The 14,981-nt window shown below is 48.0% G+C and carries 14 protein-coding genes; 9 read left to right on the forward strand and 5 right to left on the reverse strand.

What is annotated here, in order from left to right; translation table 11 throughout:
• Window positions 1-172 precede the first annotated feature (172 nt).
• Together yedE and yedF are read left to right on the forward strand one after the other, a co-directional pair.
• Window positions 173-1,384, forward strand: coding sequence for a selenium metabolism membrane protein YedE/FdhT (gene yedE, locus RY075_RS12970; protein WP_045346342.1), 1,212 nt, complete (start codon window positions 173-175; stop codon window positions 1,382-1,384).
• The gene (gene yedF, locus RY075_RS12975) at window positions 1,381-1,614 is read left to right on the forward strand and encodes a sulfurtransferase-like selenium metabolism protein YedF (RefSeq protein ID WP_003856774.1); all 234 of its coding nucleotides are present in this window, start codon (window positions 1,381-1,383) and stop codon (window positions 1,612-1,614) included. Before yedE ends, yedF begins: the two co-directional genes overlap by 4 nt.
• Before the next feature lie 286 nt (window positions 1,615-1,900).
• Here yedF and ompW read toward each other — a convergent pair whose 3' ends face one another.
• Window positions 1,901-2,533: an outer membrane protein OmpW gene (gene ompW, locus RY075_RS12980; protein WP_003856769.1), complete on the reverse strand. Its 633-nt coding sequence runs from the start codon at window positions 2,531-2,533 to the stop codon at window positions 1,901-1,903.
• A 282-nt stretch (window positions 2,534-2,815) separates the two neighbouring features.
• Between ompW and RY075_RS12985 the strand changes: the two genes are divergently transcribed.
• From RY075_RS12985 to yciA, 5 genes are all read left to right on the forward strand, one after another.
• Window positions 2,816-3,220: a YkgJ family cysteine cluster protein gene (locus tag RY075_RS12985; RefSeq protein ID WP_003856766.1), complete on the forward strand. Its 405-nt coding sequence runs from the start codon at window positions 2,816-2,818 to the stop codon at window positions 3,218-3,220.
• Between the two features lie 25 nt (window positions 3,221-3,245).
• A complete protein-coding gene (locus RY075_RS12990; RefSeq protein WP_109948569.1) occupies window positions 3,246-3,989 on the forward strand; it encodes a YciC family protein in 744 nt (247 codons plus the stop codon).
• 13 nt (window positions 3,990-4,002) lie between these two features.
• Window positions 4,003-4,542, forward strand: a complete 540-nt coding sequence (locus RY075_RS12995; protein WP_003856762.1) for a septation protein A — start codon at window positions 4,003-4,005, stop codon at window positions 4,540-4,542.
• Window positions 4,543-4,722: 180 nt separating this feature from the next.
• Entirely contained in the window at window positions 4,723-6,909 is a 2,187-nt protein-coding gene (locus RY075_RS13000) for a TonB-dependent siderophore receptor (protein ID WP_109948570.1), read from the forward strand.
• Window positions 6,910-7,007: 98 nt separating this feature from the next.
• Complete coding sequence (gene yciA, locus RY075_RS13005) at window positions 7,008-7,403, forward strand: acyl-CoA thioester hydrolase YciA (protein WP_003856759.1); 396 nt, start codon at window positions 7,008-7,010, stop codon at window positions 7,401-7,403.
• A gap of 38 nt (window positions 7,404-7,441) precedes the next feature.
• Here yciA and tonB read toward each other — a convergent pair whose 3' ends face one another.
• Window positions 7,442-8,170: a TonB system transport protein TonB gene (gene tonB / locus RY075_RS13010; RefSeq protein ID WP_017384230.1), complete on the reverse strand. Its 729-nt coding sequence runs from the start codon at window positions 8,168-8,170 to the stop codon at window positions 7,442-7,444.
• A gap of 221 nt (window positions 8,171-8,391) precedes the next feature.
• On the opposite strand from tonB, the gene RY075_RS13015 reads away from it, so the two are divergent.
• Both RY075_RS13015 and RY075_RS13020 read left to right on the forward strand, forming a co-directional pair.
• Window positions 8,392-8,688, forward strand: coding sequence for a YciI family protein (locus RY075_RS13015; RefSeq protein ID WP_003856755.1), 297 nt, complete (start codon window positions 8,392-8,394; stop codon window positions 8,686-8,688).
• Window positions 8,689-9,127: 439 nt separating this feature from the next.
• Window positions 9,128-12,943 (forward strand): DNA-binding protein, encoded by a 3,816-nt coding sequence (locus RY075_RS13020; RefSeq protein ID WP_338627768.1) that lies wholly within the window; start codon window positions 9,128-9,130, stop codon window positions 12,941-12,943.
• A gap of 103 nt (window positions 12,944-13,046) precedes the next feature.
• Here the strand turns inward: RY075_RS13020 and RY075_RS13025 are convergent, their stop codons facing one another.
• The 3 genes from RY075_RS13025 to RY075_RS13035 all read right to left on the reverse strand — a co-directional run bounded on the left by RY075_RS13025 (window position 13,047) and on the right by RY075_RS13035 (window position 14,975).
• Window positions 13,047-13,268 carry a DNA-binding transcriptional regulator gene (locus RY075_RS13025; protein WP_072202539.1) on the reverse strand — a complete coding sequence of 74 codons (222 nt, stop codon included), beginning with the start codon at window positions 13,266-13,268 and terminating at the stop codon, window positions 13,047-13,049.
• Between the two features lie 76 nt (window positions 13,269-13,344).
• Window positions 13,345-14,514, reverse strand: a complete 1,170-nt coding sequence (locus RY075_RS13030) for a phage late control D family protein (RefSeq protein ID WP_338627769.1) — start codon at window positions 14,512-14,514, stop codon at window positions 13,345-13,347.
• A complete protein-coding gene (locus RY075_RS13035; RefSeq protein ID WP_032658712.1) occupies window positions 14,511-14,975 on the reverse strand; it encodes a phage tail protein in 465 nt (154 codons plus the stop codon). Before RY075_RS13035 ends, RY075_RS13030 begins: the two co-directional genes overlap by 4 nt.
• Window positions 14,976-14,981 lie beyond the last annotated feature (6 nt).

Below are 14,981 nucleotides of genomic sequence, written 5' to 3' on the forward strand. Positions count from 1 at the left end.
GTTAACACCGTCTGGCCCCGGCGTCAGGCGGTTTTCCCTCCTCTCTTCCTGAAAGAAGCAGGTCAAAATTGATCCTGTCGATATTTTCGGTGTGAATGACTTTCCAAACTTTCGCGTAAGCGTATGATCTGGGCTCTTTTTAGCGTTACCCTTCTGAGTTCAGAGGTTATTCATGTCATGGTATTCCTTCAAACAGACTTACCTGGTTAAGTTCTGGTCACCTGTTCCGGCCGTTATCGCGGCAGGCATTCTCTCTACCTATTATTTCGGTATTACCGGCACCTTCTGGGCTGTTACGGGCGAGTTTACCCGCTGGGGTGGGCAGCTATTACAGCTGGCAGGCGTCCATGCCGAAGAGTGGGGCTACTTCAAACTGATCCATCTTGAGGGCACACCGCTGACCCGCATCGACGGAATGATGATCATTGGCATGTTCGGCGGCTGTTTTGCGGCCGCGCTGTGGGCCAACAACGTTAAGTTGCGCATGCCGAAAAGCCGCATCCGCATTATGCAGGCCGTGGTCGGCGGCATCATTGCCGGATTTGGCGCTCGTCTGGCGATGGGCTGTAATCTGGCCGCGTTCTTTACCGGCATTCCGCAGTTCTCGCTGCATGCCTGGTTCTTTGCCGTCGCCACCGCCATCGGCTCCTACTTCGGTGCTAAATTCACCCTGCTGCCGCTGTTCCGCATTCCGGTGAAAATGACGAAAGTTAGCGCTGCCTCTCCGTTAACGCAAAAACCCGATCAGGCGCGTCGTCGTTTCCGCCTCGGTATGCTGGTCTTTTTTGCTATGGTTGCCTGGGCGATTTGCACGGCAATGAATCAGCCCAAACTCGGTCTGGCCATGCTGTTCGGCGTCGGCTTTGGTCTGCTGATTGAACGCGCGCAGATCTGCTTTACCTCCGCGTTTCGCGATATGTGGATCACCGGACGCACCATGATGGCGAAGGCGATCATTGCCGGCATGGCCGTGAGCGCAATTGGCATCTTCAGCTATGTTCAGCTCGGCGTGGAGCCAAAAATTATGTGGGCGGGCCCAAATGCCGTGATTGGCGGGCTGCTGTTTGGCTTTGGCATCGTGCTGGCGGGCGGGTGTGAAACCGGCTGGATGTATCGCGCTGTGGAAGGCCAGGTGCATTACTGGTGGGTGGGTCTGGGTAACGTGATTGGCTCTACCCTTCTGGCCTGCTACTGGGATGACGTCTCTCCGGTGCTGGTAACAAACTGGGACAAGGTCAACCTGCTGAAAACCTTTGGTCCACTCGGGGGGCTCCTGGTGACCTATGCCCTGCTGCTCATCGCCTTCTTACTGGTTGTTGCACAAGAGAAGCGCTTCTTCCGACGCGCCACCGCCAAAACTGAAACTCAGGAGAATGCCGCATGAAAGAGATCGTGCCTGATTATCGTCTCGATATGGTGGGTGAACCTTGCCCTTACCCGGCCGTCGCCACGCTTGAAGCGCTACCGCAGCTAAAGAAAGGTGAAATTCTGGAAGTGGTGAGCGATTGCCCCCAGTCGATCAATAACATTCCGCTTGATGCCAAAAATCACGGCTATACCGTGCTGGATATCCAGCAGGACGGACCAACCATTCGTTATTTAATTCAGAAGTGATTTCACGATCGAAAAAGGCCTCTCAGAGGCCTTTTCTAGTTTACTGGCTTTGGCCACCGTCGTCGTCTGAGCTTCGGCAGGCATGAATGAATGGTGAGACGTGTTCCGCAAACGGAACAGATAGCACCGTGAGGTAGGCTATGTGCTGGGCTGAACGTCGTGAACTGAAACTGTTTACCTGCACAAACCGGACACTCAAATTTGATGTTGGGGATATCCCCTCCAGACAGGTGTGTGGAACAACCACCATACAGCAATCACCGGCTGACAGGGGATATATCTTCTGTCAGAAACGATAGCCTGCTGAGAACATAAATACCCACGGATCCAGACGGGTATTGATACTTTGCTGCTGCCCGCCAGCTTTAAAGCGCACGTCCGTATCAATGTCCATATACCAGACAGAGGCGTTGATCAGCCAGTCACGATTAATCAGATAATCCAGACCAACCTGTCCCGCCATGCCCCACGAGTCTTTCAGGCTGAGATCGGAGAGCCCGGCCTCTTTACCGGTATCGTTAAATTTCTCATCAAAGAAGGTGGTGTAGTTAACGCCTGCACCAATATAAGGGCGCACCTTGCTGCTGGAATCGCCGAAGTACCACTGCGCCATCAGCGTTGGTGGCAAATGGTGCACCGTGGCAATGTCCCCGGTCGGTCCTAAACCGACGCGGTGACGGAATGGCGTGGCGGCTAAAAGCTCGACGCCAATGTTATCCGTTGCCATATACGTAAACGTCAGGCCTAACTGGGTGTTATTGCTGACGTTAAACCCGCCCATACCCAGCACATTGTCGGACCCTTCCGTTGGACGTACCGTTGCCGAACCGGCACGAATAAAGAATTCACCTGCTTCATGCGCGTAAGCGCCGCCAGAGAGACTGCTTAAGATAAGGGCTGCCACCGCTAATTTTTTCATATCCGCTCCATCGTTGTGGTTTTAATTGCGGAGGAGAATATACTCACAAATGAGTAATAAGTGATCTAACACAGATCACAATAAAACCAGTAAGTTAACATTCATTGATCTAGGTTAATTTTTGGTGACGTCTCATAAAGCAATAAGTTGTTACCGCGTCAATTTTTGGCATTTCATGGTTACAAAATTTTCTGTTTTCCCTCTCTTGCGCTTCCTGTAGCGGCTGGATAATTTATCGCTCTCACAATGTGATTTGATGCGTTCTACTTTTGCAGGTGTGCCATGAGTGATCATAACCCGTGCATGACGTGCGGAGCCTGTTGTGCGTATTTTCGAGTCTCTTTCTATTGGGCTGAAGCCAGCGATGGCGGCGGCACCGTTCCGGTCGATCTCACTGAACCCTTAACCCCTTTTCTGCGCTGTATGCGCGGCACCAATCAAAAACAGAGCCGCTGTGTGGCACTGGAAGGTGAACCTGGGGTATCCACCCGCTGCTCCATTTACGCGGATCGCCCCAGCCCGTGTCGCACTTTCGCGATGTCGGGAGAGGATGGGCAGGTCAATGAGGCATGCAATCGCGCCCGCGCCCGCTATGGATTACCGCCGCTTTACAAAGATATGCTTTTCCATACAAGCCTTGATGCTGCCACCAGCGTGTTATCCGGTGTACAATTGCCGGCTAATTAACACCTGCAATACTCAAGGAGAGTGCATGTCTATCACGGCGAAGTCTGTCTACCGTGACACGGGAAATTTTTTCCGCAATCAGTTCATTACCTTTTTACTGATCGCGTTGTTGTGCGCCTTTATTACGGTGGTGCTGGGTCATGCGTTCTCACCCAGTGATGAACAGATTGCCACGCTGAGCCAGGGGGATCATCTTACAGGCAGCGCAGGGTTGTTTGACCTTGTGCAGAATATGACGCCAGAGCAACAGCAAATCTTGCTGCGCGCATCTGCGGCATCTACCTTCTCGGGTCTGATTGGCAACGCCATTCTGGCGGGTGGCGTGTTGCTGATGATCCAACTGGTATCTGCCGGCCAACGCGTCAGCGCGTTACGTGCAATCGGGGCCAGTGCTCCGGTGCTGCCAAAGCTGTTTATCCTCATCTTCCTGACCACGCTGCTGGTCCAGATGGGGATCATGTTGGTGGTCGTGCCGGGCGTGCTGCTGGCTATCGTGCTTTCATTCGCGCCAGTAATGGTTGTGCAGGACAAACTGGGCATTTTCACCGCCATGCGCAGCAGCATCAGGCTCGCATGGGCCAATATGCGACTGGTCGCCCCGGCCGTTATCAGCTGGCTGCTGGCCAAGACTCTGCTGTTGCTGTTTGCGCCGAATTTTGCGGTGTTAACGCCAAATGTCGGAGCGGTTGTCGCCAATACGCTGAGCAATCTGATTTCAGCCGTGCTGCTGGTCTATTTGTTCCGCCTGTACATGTTAATTCGTCAGTAACTGGGATCGCAGAATGAAGCAGTTTCTTGATTTTTTACCGCTGATCGTATTTTTCGCTTTTTATAAGCTGTACGACATTTATGCCGGCACGCTGGCGCTGATTGTGGCAACGGCTGTGGTACTGATTTACAGCTGGGTTCGCTATCGCAAAGTTGAAAAGATGGCGCTCATCACCTTCCTGATGGTGGCGGTGTTTGGTGGTCTGACATTGTTCTTCCACAATGATGAATTTATCAAATGGAAGGTCACGGTGATTTACGGCCTGTTTGCGGGCGCACTCCTCATCAGCCAGTGGGTGATGAAGAAGCCACTGATCCAGCGCATGCTGGGGAAAGAACTGACCCTGCCGCAGGCTGTGTGGGGACGTCTGAACATCGCCTGGGCGCTATTTTTTATTCTGTGTGGTCTGGCGAATATCTATATCGCATTCTGGCTGCCGCAGAATATCTGGGTCAACTTCAAGGTGTTTGGCCTGACGGCGCTGACTCTTATCTTCACCCTGCTCAGCGGCGTTTATATTTATCGCCACATGCCGCAGGATGACAAGCACTGATCCTTCTGGCCAGATCGTCACGCGGTCTGGCCTCTTTTCCCGCCTTCTCTTTTCTCTACATCCTTCCTGCGAAAATGTCTGAATTATGAAGATTTTATGGAGATCGCTGTCACTTTATTGTAATGAGAATGACTATCATTAATATTCGTCATCGCATTTTTAACAAATGGAAATGAGTTGATGAATAACATAATAAGATTTGCCCCGGCTACACTTACGCTCGCCATTTTTTCAACGCTATACCAGAGCGCACACGCAGCGGAAGAGACTCTCACCGATGGTGAAACAATGGTTGTTCAGGCCACCGCTGAAGAGGCGCTGAAGCAACAGCCGGGGGTTTCCATCATCACGGCAAAGGACATAGAAAAGGATCCACCGGTTAACGATCTTTCAGAAATTATTCGCAAAATGCCCGGGGTTAACCTCACCGGAAACAGCGCGACAGGCAGCCGCGGTAACAACCGCCAGATCGACATCCGCGGTATGGGGCCGGAGAACACGCTGATTCTGATTGACGGTGTGCCGGTGACGTCACGTAACTCGGTGCGCTACAGCTGGCGCGGGGAGCGCGACACCCGCGGGGATACTAACTGGGTTCCGCCAGAGATGGTTGAGCGCATTGAAGTGCTCCGGGGACCTGCTGCCGCCCGCTATGGTTCGGGGGCGGCCGGCGGCGTCGTCAACATCATTACCAAACGCCCGACCAACGACTGGCACGGCTCACTCTCCCTGTACACTAACCAGCCTGAAAATGATAAAGAGGGGGCGACAAAACGCGCTAATTTTGATCTGAGCGGCCCTCTTGCGGGCGATGCGTTAACGATGCGCCTGTACGGGAATATCAACAAAACCGACGCAGATGCTCAGGACATCAACACCGCGCAAAACGGCTCTTACGCCGCCGGACGTGAAGGCGTGCGCAACAAGGACATCAATGCCCTGCTCTCCTGGAAACTCACGCCACAGCAGATTATCGATTTCGACTACAGCTACAGCCGCCAGGGCAATATCTACGCGGGTGATACTCAATACAGCAACAGCAACGTCAGCCCTGACGGTCTGGTGTCGTCCCTGTATGGACACGAAACCAACCGAATGTACCGCCAGTCTTATGGCATTACGCACAACGGCATCTGGGACTGGGGTCAGTCAAAGTTCGGTGTCTATTATGAAAAGACCAACAACACCCGCCTGGAAGAAGGCTCTACGGGCAAAGTTGAGGGGATGATCAATAGCGATAAATACGATACCAGCCGGCTGGAGTCATACCGTTCAACGGGTGAACTGAACATTCCTTTCTTCTGGCTGGTCGAACAGACGCTAACCGTGGGTGCAGAATGGAATCGTGATGAACTGAACGATCCGGCCTCAATGCAGGCGACAAATGTGTCGGGAGAAGTGATTAACGGCGTTCCCGGCACGGCTTCTGAGCGCAACAGCAAAAACAGCGCTGACCTCACCGGCATCTATCTTGAGGACAATATTGAAGCGCGTCAGGGCACCAACCTGATCCCGGGGCTCCGCTTTGATTATCACAATCAGTTTGGCAGCAACTGGAGCCCGAGCCTGAACGTCTCTCAGGATTTGGGTGACATGTTCAAGGTTAAAGCGGGTATCGCTCGGGTATTTAAAGCGCCAAACCTGTATCAATCCAGCGAAGGCTATCTGCTTTCCACCCGGGGTAATGGTTGCCCGAACAACGTTTCCGAAGGAAGCTGTTACCTGTTAGGTAACCCGGATCTGGACCCTGAAATCAGCGTGAACAAAGAGATTGGCCTGGCCTTTGCGCTGGAAGGCTACGAGGCTGGCATAACCTGGTTCCGCAACGATTACAAAAACAAGATCGTTTCAGGAACGGATGTGCTGGGCCAGACAAGCAGCGGCGCAAATATCCTTCAGTGGCAGAACGGAGGAAAGGCTGTTGTTGAGGGACTGGAAGGCAACCTCACCGTCCCGGTTATCCGCGACACGCTAACCTGGCGTACCAATGCGACGTATATGATTCAGTCTGAAAGTAAAGACACCGGCAACCCTCTGTCGATTATTCCAAAATATACCGTCAACACGATGCTCGACTGGCAGGTTAGCAGCACACTTTCAGCGAACCTTAGCTGGACGATGTATGGCCGCCAGAAGCCAAGAGAAAATGCTGAAATCCGCAAAGAGCAGAATGCGATGTCTGATAAAGAGATTGGCGCCTATTCCATCGTTGGGATCGGCAGCAATTATCAGCTGACAAAAGATCTCCGCCTGAATGCCGGGATCAGCAACCTCTTTGATAAGCAGATTTACCGAGAAAATGATGGTGCATCGACCTATAACGAACCAGGCCGTGCGTATTACGCAGGCGTGACCCTGTCCTTCTGACCCTAAGGCGCCTGCTCTGCGGGCGCTAACCCTATTCTCTCCAGCCAGAAATCATAGTAGCATCCCGCCTGAAGTCTTCAGTTACGAGTTTAAAAACAATGACAACAAATGACGCCCCACAGGGCGAACTGGTTTTACGCACACTGGCAATGCCTGCGGATACGAATGCCAATGGCGATATTTTTGGCGGCTGGTTGATGTCGCAGATGGATATGGGCGGTGCAATCCTGGCAAAAGAGATTGCACACGGACGCGTGGTGACAGTCCGGGTCGATGGCATGACCTTCCTGCGCCCTGTCGCGGTGGGGGACGTGGTGTGCTGTTATGCACGCTGCGTAAAACGCGGCAATACGTCTGTCTCCATCAACATTGAAGTATGGGTGAAAAAAGTCTCTTCTGAACCGATTGGTCAGCGCTATAAGGCGACGGAGGCATTGTTCATCTATGTGGCGGTGGATAGCGACGGTAAGCCCCGCCAGCTTCCACGGAGCTGATCCTCAGGTAAAAAAAAGCCTCCTTGCGGAGGCTTCTTTTATTCCATCTGTGCCCCGCCGTTCAGGCGGAAGACAATGTTCACAATCAACCCATTGCCGGGTTTACCGGCTTCATAGCGCCACCTGCGCATGGCCGATTTAACTTCACGTTCAAACATATTCGCCGGCTGTGCGGACAGGATTTCCACGTTATCCACACGTCCATCGGCCGTAACGTCGAATTTCACCCGTACACGCCCTTCAATACGTAACGCCTGAGCACGTGCCGGGTACTGCGGCTGGTTACGGCTCAGCGCGCGCGGGCCTGCTGGCGCCGTTACCGTCGGTTTTGTCGCGGTCGTGGTGTTATTCATCAGCGGACGTGACGGGGCGGCATTTTCAACCGGCTGCGTGGCGCGTGGCTCAACCGGACGCACTTCGCGTTTCGGACGTTCTTCAACCTTTTTGACCGGCTTGGGTTTTGGCTTCGGCTTAGGTTTCGGCTCCGGCTTATGGATCACCACCGGCGCTTCTTTCGGCGGTTCAGGAACCGGCTCGGGCTCTGGCTCCGGCTCGGGTTCAACAACGGGCTGTGGCGGCGGCGGCGCAACCTGCGGCGGCTCAAGATCCGCAGGCGATACCATGGTCACAGAAATTGGCTGCGCTGGCGCCGGCATTTCAATAACCTGATGAACCGAGGTATAGAGCAGACCCGCCACGACAGCACCGTGAATAACGACGGAAAGCAGCGTCGGCCATGGAAAGCGGCGAGGTAAATCAAGGGTCATCGAAGTCATAATCATCAACGTTAAAAAACCGAACCTCGATTTTAAATGCAAATAGCAATCATATTCAATAAGACACTTTGTCCTGGCGCAATTTAAGCGTACATGAGGGCAAAAAAGGGGCATCCAGATCAGGGTTTTAACATTGTTATTATCTTTACATTGCAGTCATTTGTGCTTTCACATAACGTAATTGTCACTTTTACCGGTTAAGGAGCTTTGCCGTGCTTTACGTGATTTACGCTGAAGATGTACCTGATTCTCTGGAAAAACGTCTTTCCGTTCGCCCTGCCCATCTGGCGCGTTTACAGTTGCTACAGGATGAAGGTCGGTTGCTGACCGCAGGCCCGATGCCTGCCGTTGACAGCAACGATCCGGGCGCGGCGGGTTTTACCGGCTCCACGGTGATTGCCGAGTTTGAATCTCTTGAAGCCGCGCAGGCCTGGGCAGAAGCAGACCCGTACGTCGCAGCCGGCGTGTACGAGAAAGTCACGGTTCGTCCGTATAAAAAAGTATTCTGAAACGAAAGGCTCCCTCAGGAGCTTTTATAACCACATCAACACACTGAAAAAAAAGGATTTATTTCAGTTCATGTCCACAGATTGGCCACATCATCACAAAAGCCCCATACTCTGGGGCTTTAGTTTATTGTACTTTTAAAGGGCTGGAGAGCTTTAAACAACGGCCAACGCCGGTTTACACTTTGGTGAATTGTTTGAACATTGTGTCAGTTCTGCTTTGTTCCTTAACCCATCGCGATGAAGTCAAACCAATAAGCGATCTGCACTCAAATCTCTGTCTTTCATCTACAGATAAAATCGGTAGGTACTCACAGCCATACTCTGACAGAAATCATGCACAATCCCAAAAGAAGCGGTACGATGTACCAAACGGATAACCCCTATTGGCTGGCCACATTGGTACAGCTCACCTCCTCTTACAGTATTACGGAGTAATTGAATGGACGTGTTAGGTAAAGCAATAGAACTTTGTAAAAGTATTGAAACACTGCTGATAAAGGCACAATCCCGAAATCCATCATTAGATGCATCTAGCACCTACGATACCTTGGCACCTAAATGCATCAATAATGAGAATATGCAGGAGTATTTCAGAGCATTAAAGTTTGCATTGTCCAAAAAAGAAGTTAGAAATATTGCCATCACGGGTAACTATGGCGCAGGAAAAAGTACGGTTATATCCTCATTTATGAAATATCACTGCAGTGAAAAGTACATGAATGTATCTTTGGCAGGGTTCGATATGATGGAAAATGACAAAAACACTTCCCTTACTAATCAGGAAGTCGAACTCAGTATCTTGCAGCAAATTCTATACAAAGAAAATAGAGATAAACTCCCTGACTCAAAGATAGATAGAATATTAAATAGGAGTTTATTTCATACCCTGAAAACATATTTTTCATTGATAAAAATTGCTATACCCACAACCGCTTTTCTGGGGGTTCTATTTTTTGAGAGGGTTTCAGAATGGTTTAAACTCCCTCAAGAATGGACCACTATATTGCATGAAAATGCAATCGCAAGAGTTCTAGCGTTGACTATACTCGCATTCATTTCACTTTTTTTCCTCACACAAACTGCATCACGAGTTGGTATATTTGATAAGAAAATCAGACTAGGTAAAATTGCCTTTCTTAGCGGAGGTATGGAATTTAACGATAAAGAATCTTCATCTTTGTTAAACAACTGCCTAGATGAAATTGTTTATTTTTTTTCACGCCGCCCATATAAAATCGTTGTATTTGAAGATCTTGACCGACTTGGAACACCAGAGATCTTCGTTAAACTCCGTGAAATAAATAAGATTATCAACAATAATCTTTCAAATAAAAAACCAGTTAGGTTCATCTATGCTGTTAGAGACGATATGTTCATGAATGCCGATGGTAGAACAAAATTCTTTGATTTTATCCTACCTATCGTGCCATTTATGGATAGCAGAAATGCTTTTACGCTACTCAAAAACAAAACTCCGTCTCTTGATAAATCAAGCGATAAGCATCTGAAAAGCATTGCCCCCTACATCAACGATATGCGAAGCTTACTTAATATAATAAATGAATTCAACACATTCAGTAAAATAGTTGACAACTCTAAAAACACCATAAAACTTTTTGCACTTGTCTTTTATAAAAACATTTACACCTTAGATTATCATCTTGCTGATAAAAAAACTGGATTGCTTTATCTGTTCATCCATAATTATCGCACTCAAAGGCTGCATGCTGAATATTTTGAATCTCTTGATGAGAGACTTGAAGAACTTTTTGAAACATCCAACAAGCTTGAAGAGGATATTGCCAATACGCCTTATGATATTCGAAAAGATATTCTTATAAAATTCATCCCAGAATTACTCTGGGGAAAAGTTTTCATTGCATATAAAAACAACAATAATCGATTTACGCTTTGCGACAGTGCTGAACTGGTTAAAAATGAAGAATACTTCCTAGAAACATTCTCTGGAAATAAAACACTTTATGTTGGATATACAAATCATTATGGTAATGATCAGTTTTCCTCTCTAACAGCAGAGGCCACAAACATTCTGTTATCGAGTTACTATGATAGGGTCAAATTAGTTGGTCAAGATAAAACAAAAACATTCCAGCTTGTAAATCGCGAAATACGTGATTTAGAAAACACAATAAGATCCAGAAATGCCATACCTCTTGATGAATTAATTAAGTCCAGTGGTCGTGATAAGTTTGAAGTTACTGCAAAGCAATATCTTGATGAGATGGAAATGCATGATTATGTGTCAAAGCAGCAACTTCATATATTGCGGACTGATATGCAATATGGTGGATTAGATGCCTTGTATGTTCTGCTCTCTGGTGGATTATTAATGCAAGATTTTATGTCATATCGCTCCATTTTTCATGAAGGATCGATGACAGTGAACGACAATGACTTCATCAAAGCCATAGGTCAGGGTTTAGAATTTGAAAAATCCAATCAAGATTTTTACATAGATGATGCTGAAAAGGTTATTTTAGAACTGGCAGAACAAAAAAGAATTTACTCCGATGGCGCGCTGCACTACCAATTATTAACCCACATCATTGATATAAACAGCAGATATCTTACGGGAATGGTAGCATCGCTTTTTAGAAAATCAGATCAGTACATTTACAATGCTTTTGAAATACTTAGCATTAAGTTTGTTAGCTACTCAACTTTCGAAGCTTTTGTTATCAGAGCATTAAAGATCAGTGGTTATCTGGAACGTATGCTAATAGCATTAAAAACGAATAGAGAATCACCTTATAATACTAACATATCAATCACCGTGCTTTCCTGCACGTCACCAGAGAAATATGAAGAAAAGGAAGAATTCAGAAACTATCTTCATTTCATAGGTAGTAAAATCATTCACCACATCAAAGATGATAATTTACCTGCATTTCTTACCAACATCCTAAAAGTTAACGTATGTTACAATGAATTATTCACTCCAAAAACACCTAATGAATTTTCAGCTATAAGTTTCATTGCTGAAAATAACCTCTATCAAATAACTAAAGAAAACGTAGGTATAGTTCTATACTCTTATGTACATTCTGACGAAACCATTAATCCTGAATACGCTCAGAAAAGACCATGGAGTATTATAACGCAGTATAAATTAAGCGCCCCATTTAAATATTATACAGCTAACATCAATGCTTTTGTCCAAAATGTATTCGTCTATGCCGATGAACCCAGTCATTACATTAAAGAAATGCTCGCGAGAAATGAATTAAGTGATGAATCAAAAGAAAAAATTGTTAAAATCATGGATTTCACTCTTTCCGAACTCACTGGACTGACATCCGAATCAACATTTAATGATGGTAATGAGTTAATTTCTATTGAGGACCTTTTCTATCAGTATGACCGCGTCATTCCAAGCTGGTCAGCACTAATGGATTACATATCTATTGACTGTAACGCGGCTATTTTGCATGATTGGTTGACAAATCATGCTTTGGATTTAGCAAAACTTAGCAAACCATCAATTGATGTCGAAGACTATGTTCCATTATATAAAAAAATAATCTGCAGTGATTTATTCGATGATAATACTTATGAAACTCTCCTATCCTCCATTGAAATCAATATTGAACAGATTGACGATCAACTGAGTGTTCGTAACTTCGGTAGGCTTGTTAAACTTGGCAAGATTATACTTTCTAATGAATCATATCGAATTATAGAGTCAACATACATCGAGCCTGACGAAAAACTGACTGAGTATTTAGTCCTATTGTTCAGCCAACATAAAGATATTTTTCTATCCAATAGCGATTTTTACCTAGGGAAAAACAAATCTTCCTTCGATAAAATCCTTGATTCTTTAATGCTTAGTGACTTATTTAATGATGATATTAAGTCGCAATTAGTCCTTCAATATTCTGAATATTACCTTGACTTGGATATTTATAAAATTAACTTACCTAATTCTGTATCATTACTGTCAATCAAATTAAGTAATAATTTAAATCTTAATGCAATACTTCTCGCCAGAATGATTTCCCGCGGCTACCGTAATAAACCTATCATTGCCGATATATGCCATAAGATTAATGAGGCTGATTTATCTAATGTATTCATCAAACGTACTCAAGCAACTATCACAGCCAATAATGATGATCTCGTATATCTCATCCTTGAATATTCCCGTGATGCAGGCATCATTAAGGACTTTGAGAAACGTGATGACAGTAAAATTACTGTTACAATTACACGAGAAAAAGATGACATTAGCTAATAAAATATACAAGCAGACCTAAAAATTCATTAGAGCCAAGCGTATTAGACTACAATAGTATTAAATAATAGAGAGCCCCGCATTTGCGGAGCCCTCTAGTTGATCACATCCATTGGATCTGATGTTGACCTGACGTGGTAGGATGCGGCGGCGCTGGCACTACTTCACCCGGCGAAACGATAAAGCGCTCTATCGTTTCAGTGGTGACAAACGTTGCGCTGCAGTTGATGTTAGTGCACTGGTGATAACGCTCTTTGGTCGTGTCAGTAAAATAGCGACTTGTGCGAGCGTGGGCGGCGTAATGACATTTTGGACAGTGGAACATAGTGAGCACCTCAGAGCGTTATTGACGCATCAATTTTAACCATTAAAACCTTATATATCAAACACATAAACAAATTTTATTGTGTTATCTCTTCGCTTTCATACTCCACATCCGAAACCTTAACCTCAAGCTCTAAGCCCGTCGTGTAGCCGTTCCCGTTAAGGTTATGCACCACCCGGCTGATTATCCACGCCTGCTCGTCTATAACGCGCTTAAAGCCTTTCACCGCCACCGGCGTTTCAGGAAATAAATCAGCGCGGCCAATAGCCAGCGAGATTGAAAACTCCGCGACGCCACGCTGCAGCTTGTCCCACTTTGCCTGAGCAGCGCGCATGGCCTGCACCTTTGTCGCGTAGATGGTAGACAGCTCCAGCACGTTGTCAGACTCACCAGCCATATACTCACCCTCGCGGGCTTCATGCTCTTTTTTGGCTTTTACCTTTGCAGTGGTTTTGGTCGCTTTCGGATGCTGCAGCGCGCGCAGGTGCTGTACCTTTGGCTTGCGTTTGAGCTTCACCTTTTGCTTTTGCGGTTTCGGGTCTTTGGTATGCAGCCATTTTGCCGTCACGCCGGTGTAGGCTTCCCGGTCAGCTATCGCAAATTGATGACGGTCGCCGTCGCCGCGTTCGATCGTCAACTGCGGGATGGGCTTGCCGCTGGCCGTCCTGCCGCTCCCGGCTTTCAGTAGCAGAAGTTTTCCCTCTTTTACCGAAACCGCCGCACCGTTAAGGTCAGCCAGACGGGACAGAAACACCGCGTCGGATTCCTGGGTCTGGTCAATATGATGGACGGGGATCGCTTTCAGCGTATCGGCCACGCTGGCCTCAAGCTTATTGCGCGCTGCGATAGTCTCAACAATTACCCCGAGTGTGGTGTCGTGCCATGACTGTTCCCGGCGTGAGTTCAGCGACCCGCGAAAATCAGCGCTGCGCCCCCGGATGGTCAACGTATCTGGCGCGCCACGGTGCTCGATTTCATCTACCGTAAAGGTGCCTTTTTTTATCAGGGCGCTATTCTGCCAGCCCAGCCACAGCGCTAACGTTGCGCCGCGCGGAGGCATAGCTATTTGCCCGTCGGTATCATCGAGCTCGATATCGAGCTGGTCGGCCTCGAATCCGCGATTGTCCGTCATGGTCAGGCTGATTAGCCTGTCGCTGAAATCCTGCGTAATATCTTCGTTATCCTGCTTGAGCATAAACGCCGGGGCAATCTTTGCACCGGCCTGAATATTCATACCCGTAATCATCCAGCCAGCCCTCCCAGCCAGTTACCGGCAGATGTCACCAGATTGTCGGCCTGCGTTTTCAGGTCGCCGTAAATCGCCGCGAGCGACTCATCGACCCGTTTCAGCGAGAGGCTAAACTCGATTTTTCTGGCCGCGCCGTCGCTGAATAATTCGCTGTGCGTGTGGGTCACTTTATCGATGACATACATGCCGTGGATCATGCCCGTTCCGTCAATCAGCGGCCACGCCCTGCCTTCGTCGGCCATCAGCTCGATGGCGGTCAGTGAGAGGCGGCCGCCGGTGATTTCGGGGTACAGCACGCCCGAAAGCGTGCGCGAGGTTTCCCCCTCCCCAAGAAACTGGTAAGCCGGGGGTTTGCCGATGCGGTCGTTAGACGCCCAGCGGTAGTCCTTCGAATACTGCATCGACTGATGCGGCAGCGTTCGGCGCTCAAATACAAATAAACCTAAAACCATTAACATGCTTTA

The sequence above is a fragment of the Enterobacter sp. JJBC genome, assembly GCF_036936505.1.
Taxonomy (GTDB): Bacteria; Pseudomonadota; Gammaproteobacteria; order Enterobacterales; family Enterobacteriaceae; genus Enterobacter; species Enterobacter hormaechei_C.

Bases quoted from the DNA above. Each gene is read 5' to 3' on its own strand.
- yedE (WP_045346342.1), top strand. From the start codon at position 173: ATGTCATGGTATTCCTTCAAACAGACTTACCTGGTTAAGTTCTGGTCA.
- yedF (WP_003856774.1), top strand. From the start codon at position 1,381: ATGAAAGAGATCGTGCCTGATTATCGTCTCGATATGGTGGGTGAACCT.
- ompW (WP_003856769.1), bottom strand. From the start codon at position 2,533: ATGAAAAAATTAGCGGTGGCAGCCCTTATCTTAAGCAGTCTCTCTGGC.
- RY075_RS12985 (WP_003856766.1), top strand. From the start codon at position 2,816: ATGAGTGATCATAACCCGTGCATGACGTGCGGAGCCTGTTGTGCGTAT.
- RY075_RS12990 (WP_109948569.1), top strand. From the start codon at position 3,246: ATGTCTATCACGGCGAAGTCTGTCTACCGTGACACGGGAAATTTTTTC.
- RY075_RS12995 (WP_003856762.1), top strand. From the start codon at position 4,003: ATGAAGCAGTTTCTTGATTTTTTACCGCTGATCGTATTTTTCGCTTTT.
- RY075_RS13000 (WP_109948570.1), top strand. From the start codon at position 4,723: ATGAATAACATAATAAGATTTGCCCCGGCTACACTTACGCTCGCCATT.
- yciA (WP_003856759.1), top strand. From the start codon at position 7,008: ATGACAACAAATGACGCCCCACAGGGCGAACTGGTTTTACGCACACTG.
- tonB (WP_017384230.1), bottom strand. From the start codon at position 8,170: ATGACCCTTGATTTACCTCGCCGCTTTCCATGGCCGACGCTGCTTTCC.
- RY075_RS13020 (WP_338627768.1), top strand. From the start codon at position 9,128: ATGGACGTGTTAGGTAAAGCAATAGAACTTTGTAAAAGTATTGAAACA.
- RY075_RS13025 (WP_072202539.1), bottom strand. From the start codon at position 13,268: ATGTTCCACTGTCCAAAATGTCATTACGCCGCCCACGCTCGCACAAGT.
- RY075_RS13030 (WP_338627769.1), bottom strand. From the start codon at position 14,514: ATGATTACGGGTATGAATATTCAGGCCGGTGCAAAGATTGCCCCGGCG.
- RY075_RS13035 (WP_032658712.1), bottom strand. From the start codon at position 14,975: ATGTTAATGGTTTTAGGTTTATTTGTATTTGAGCGCCGAACGCTGCCG.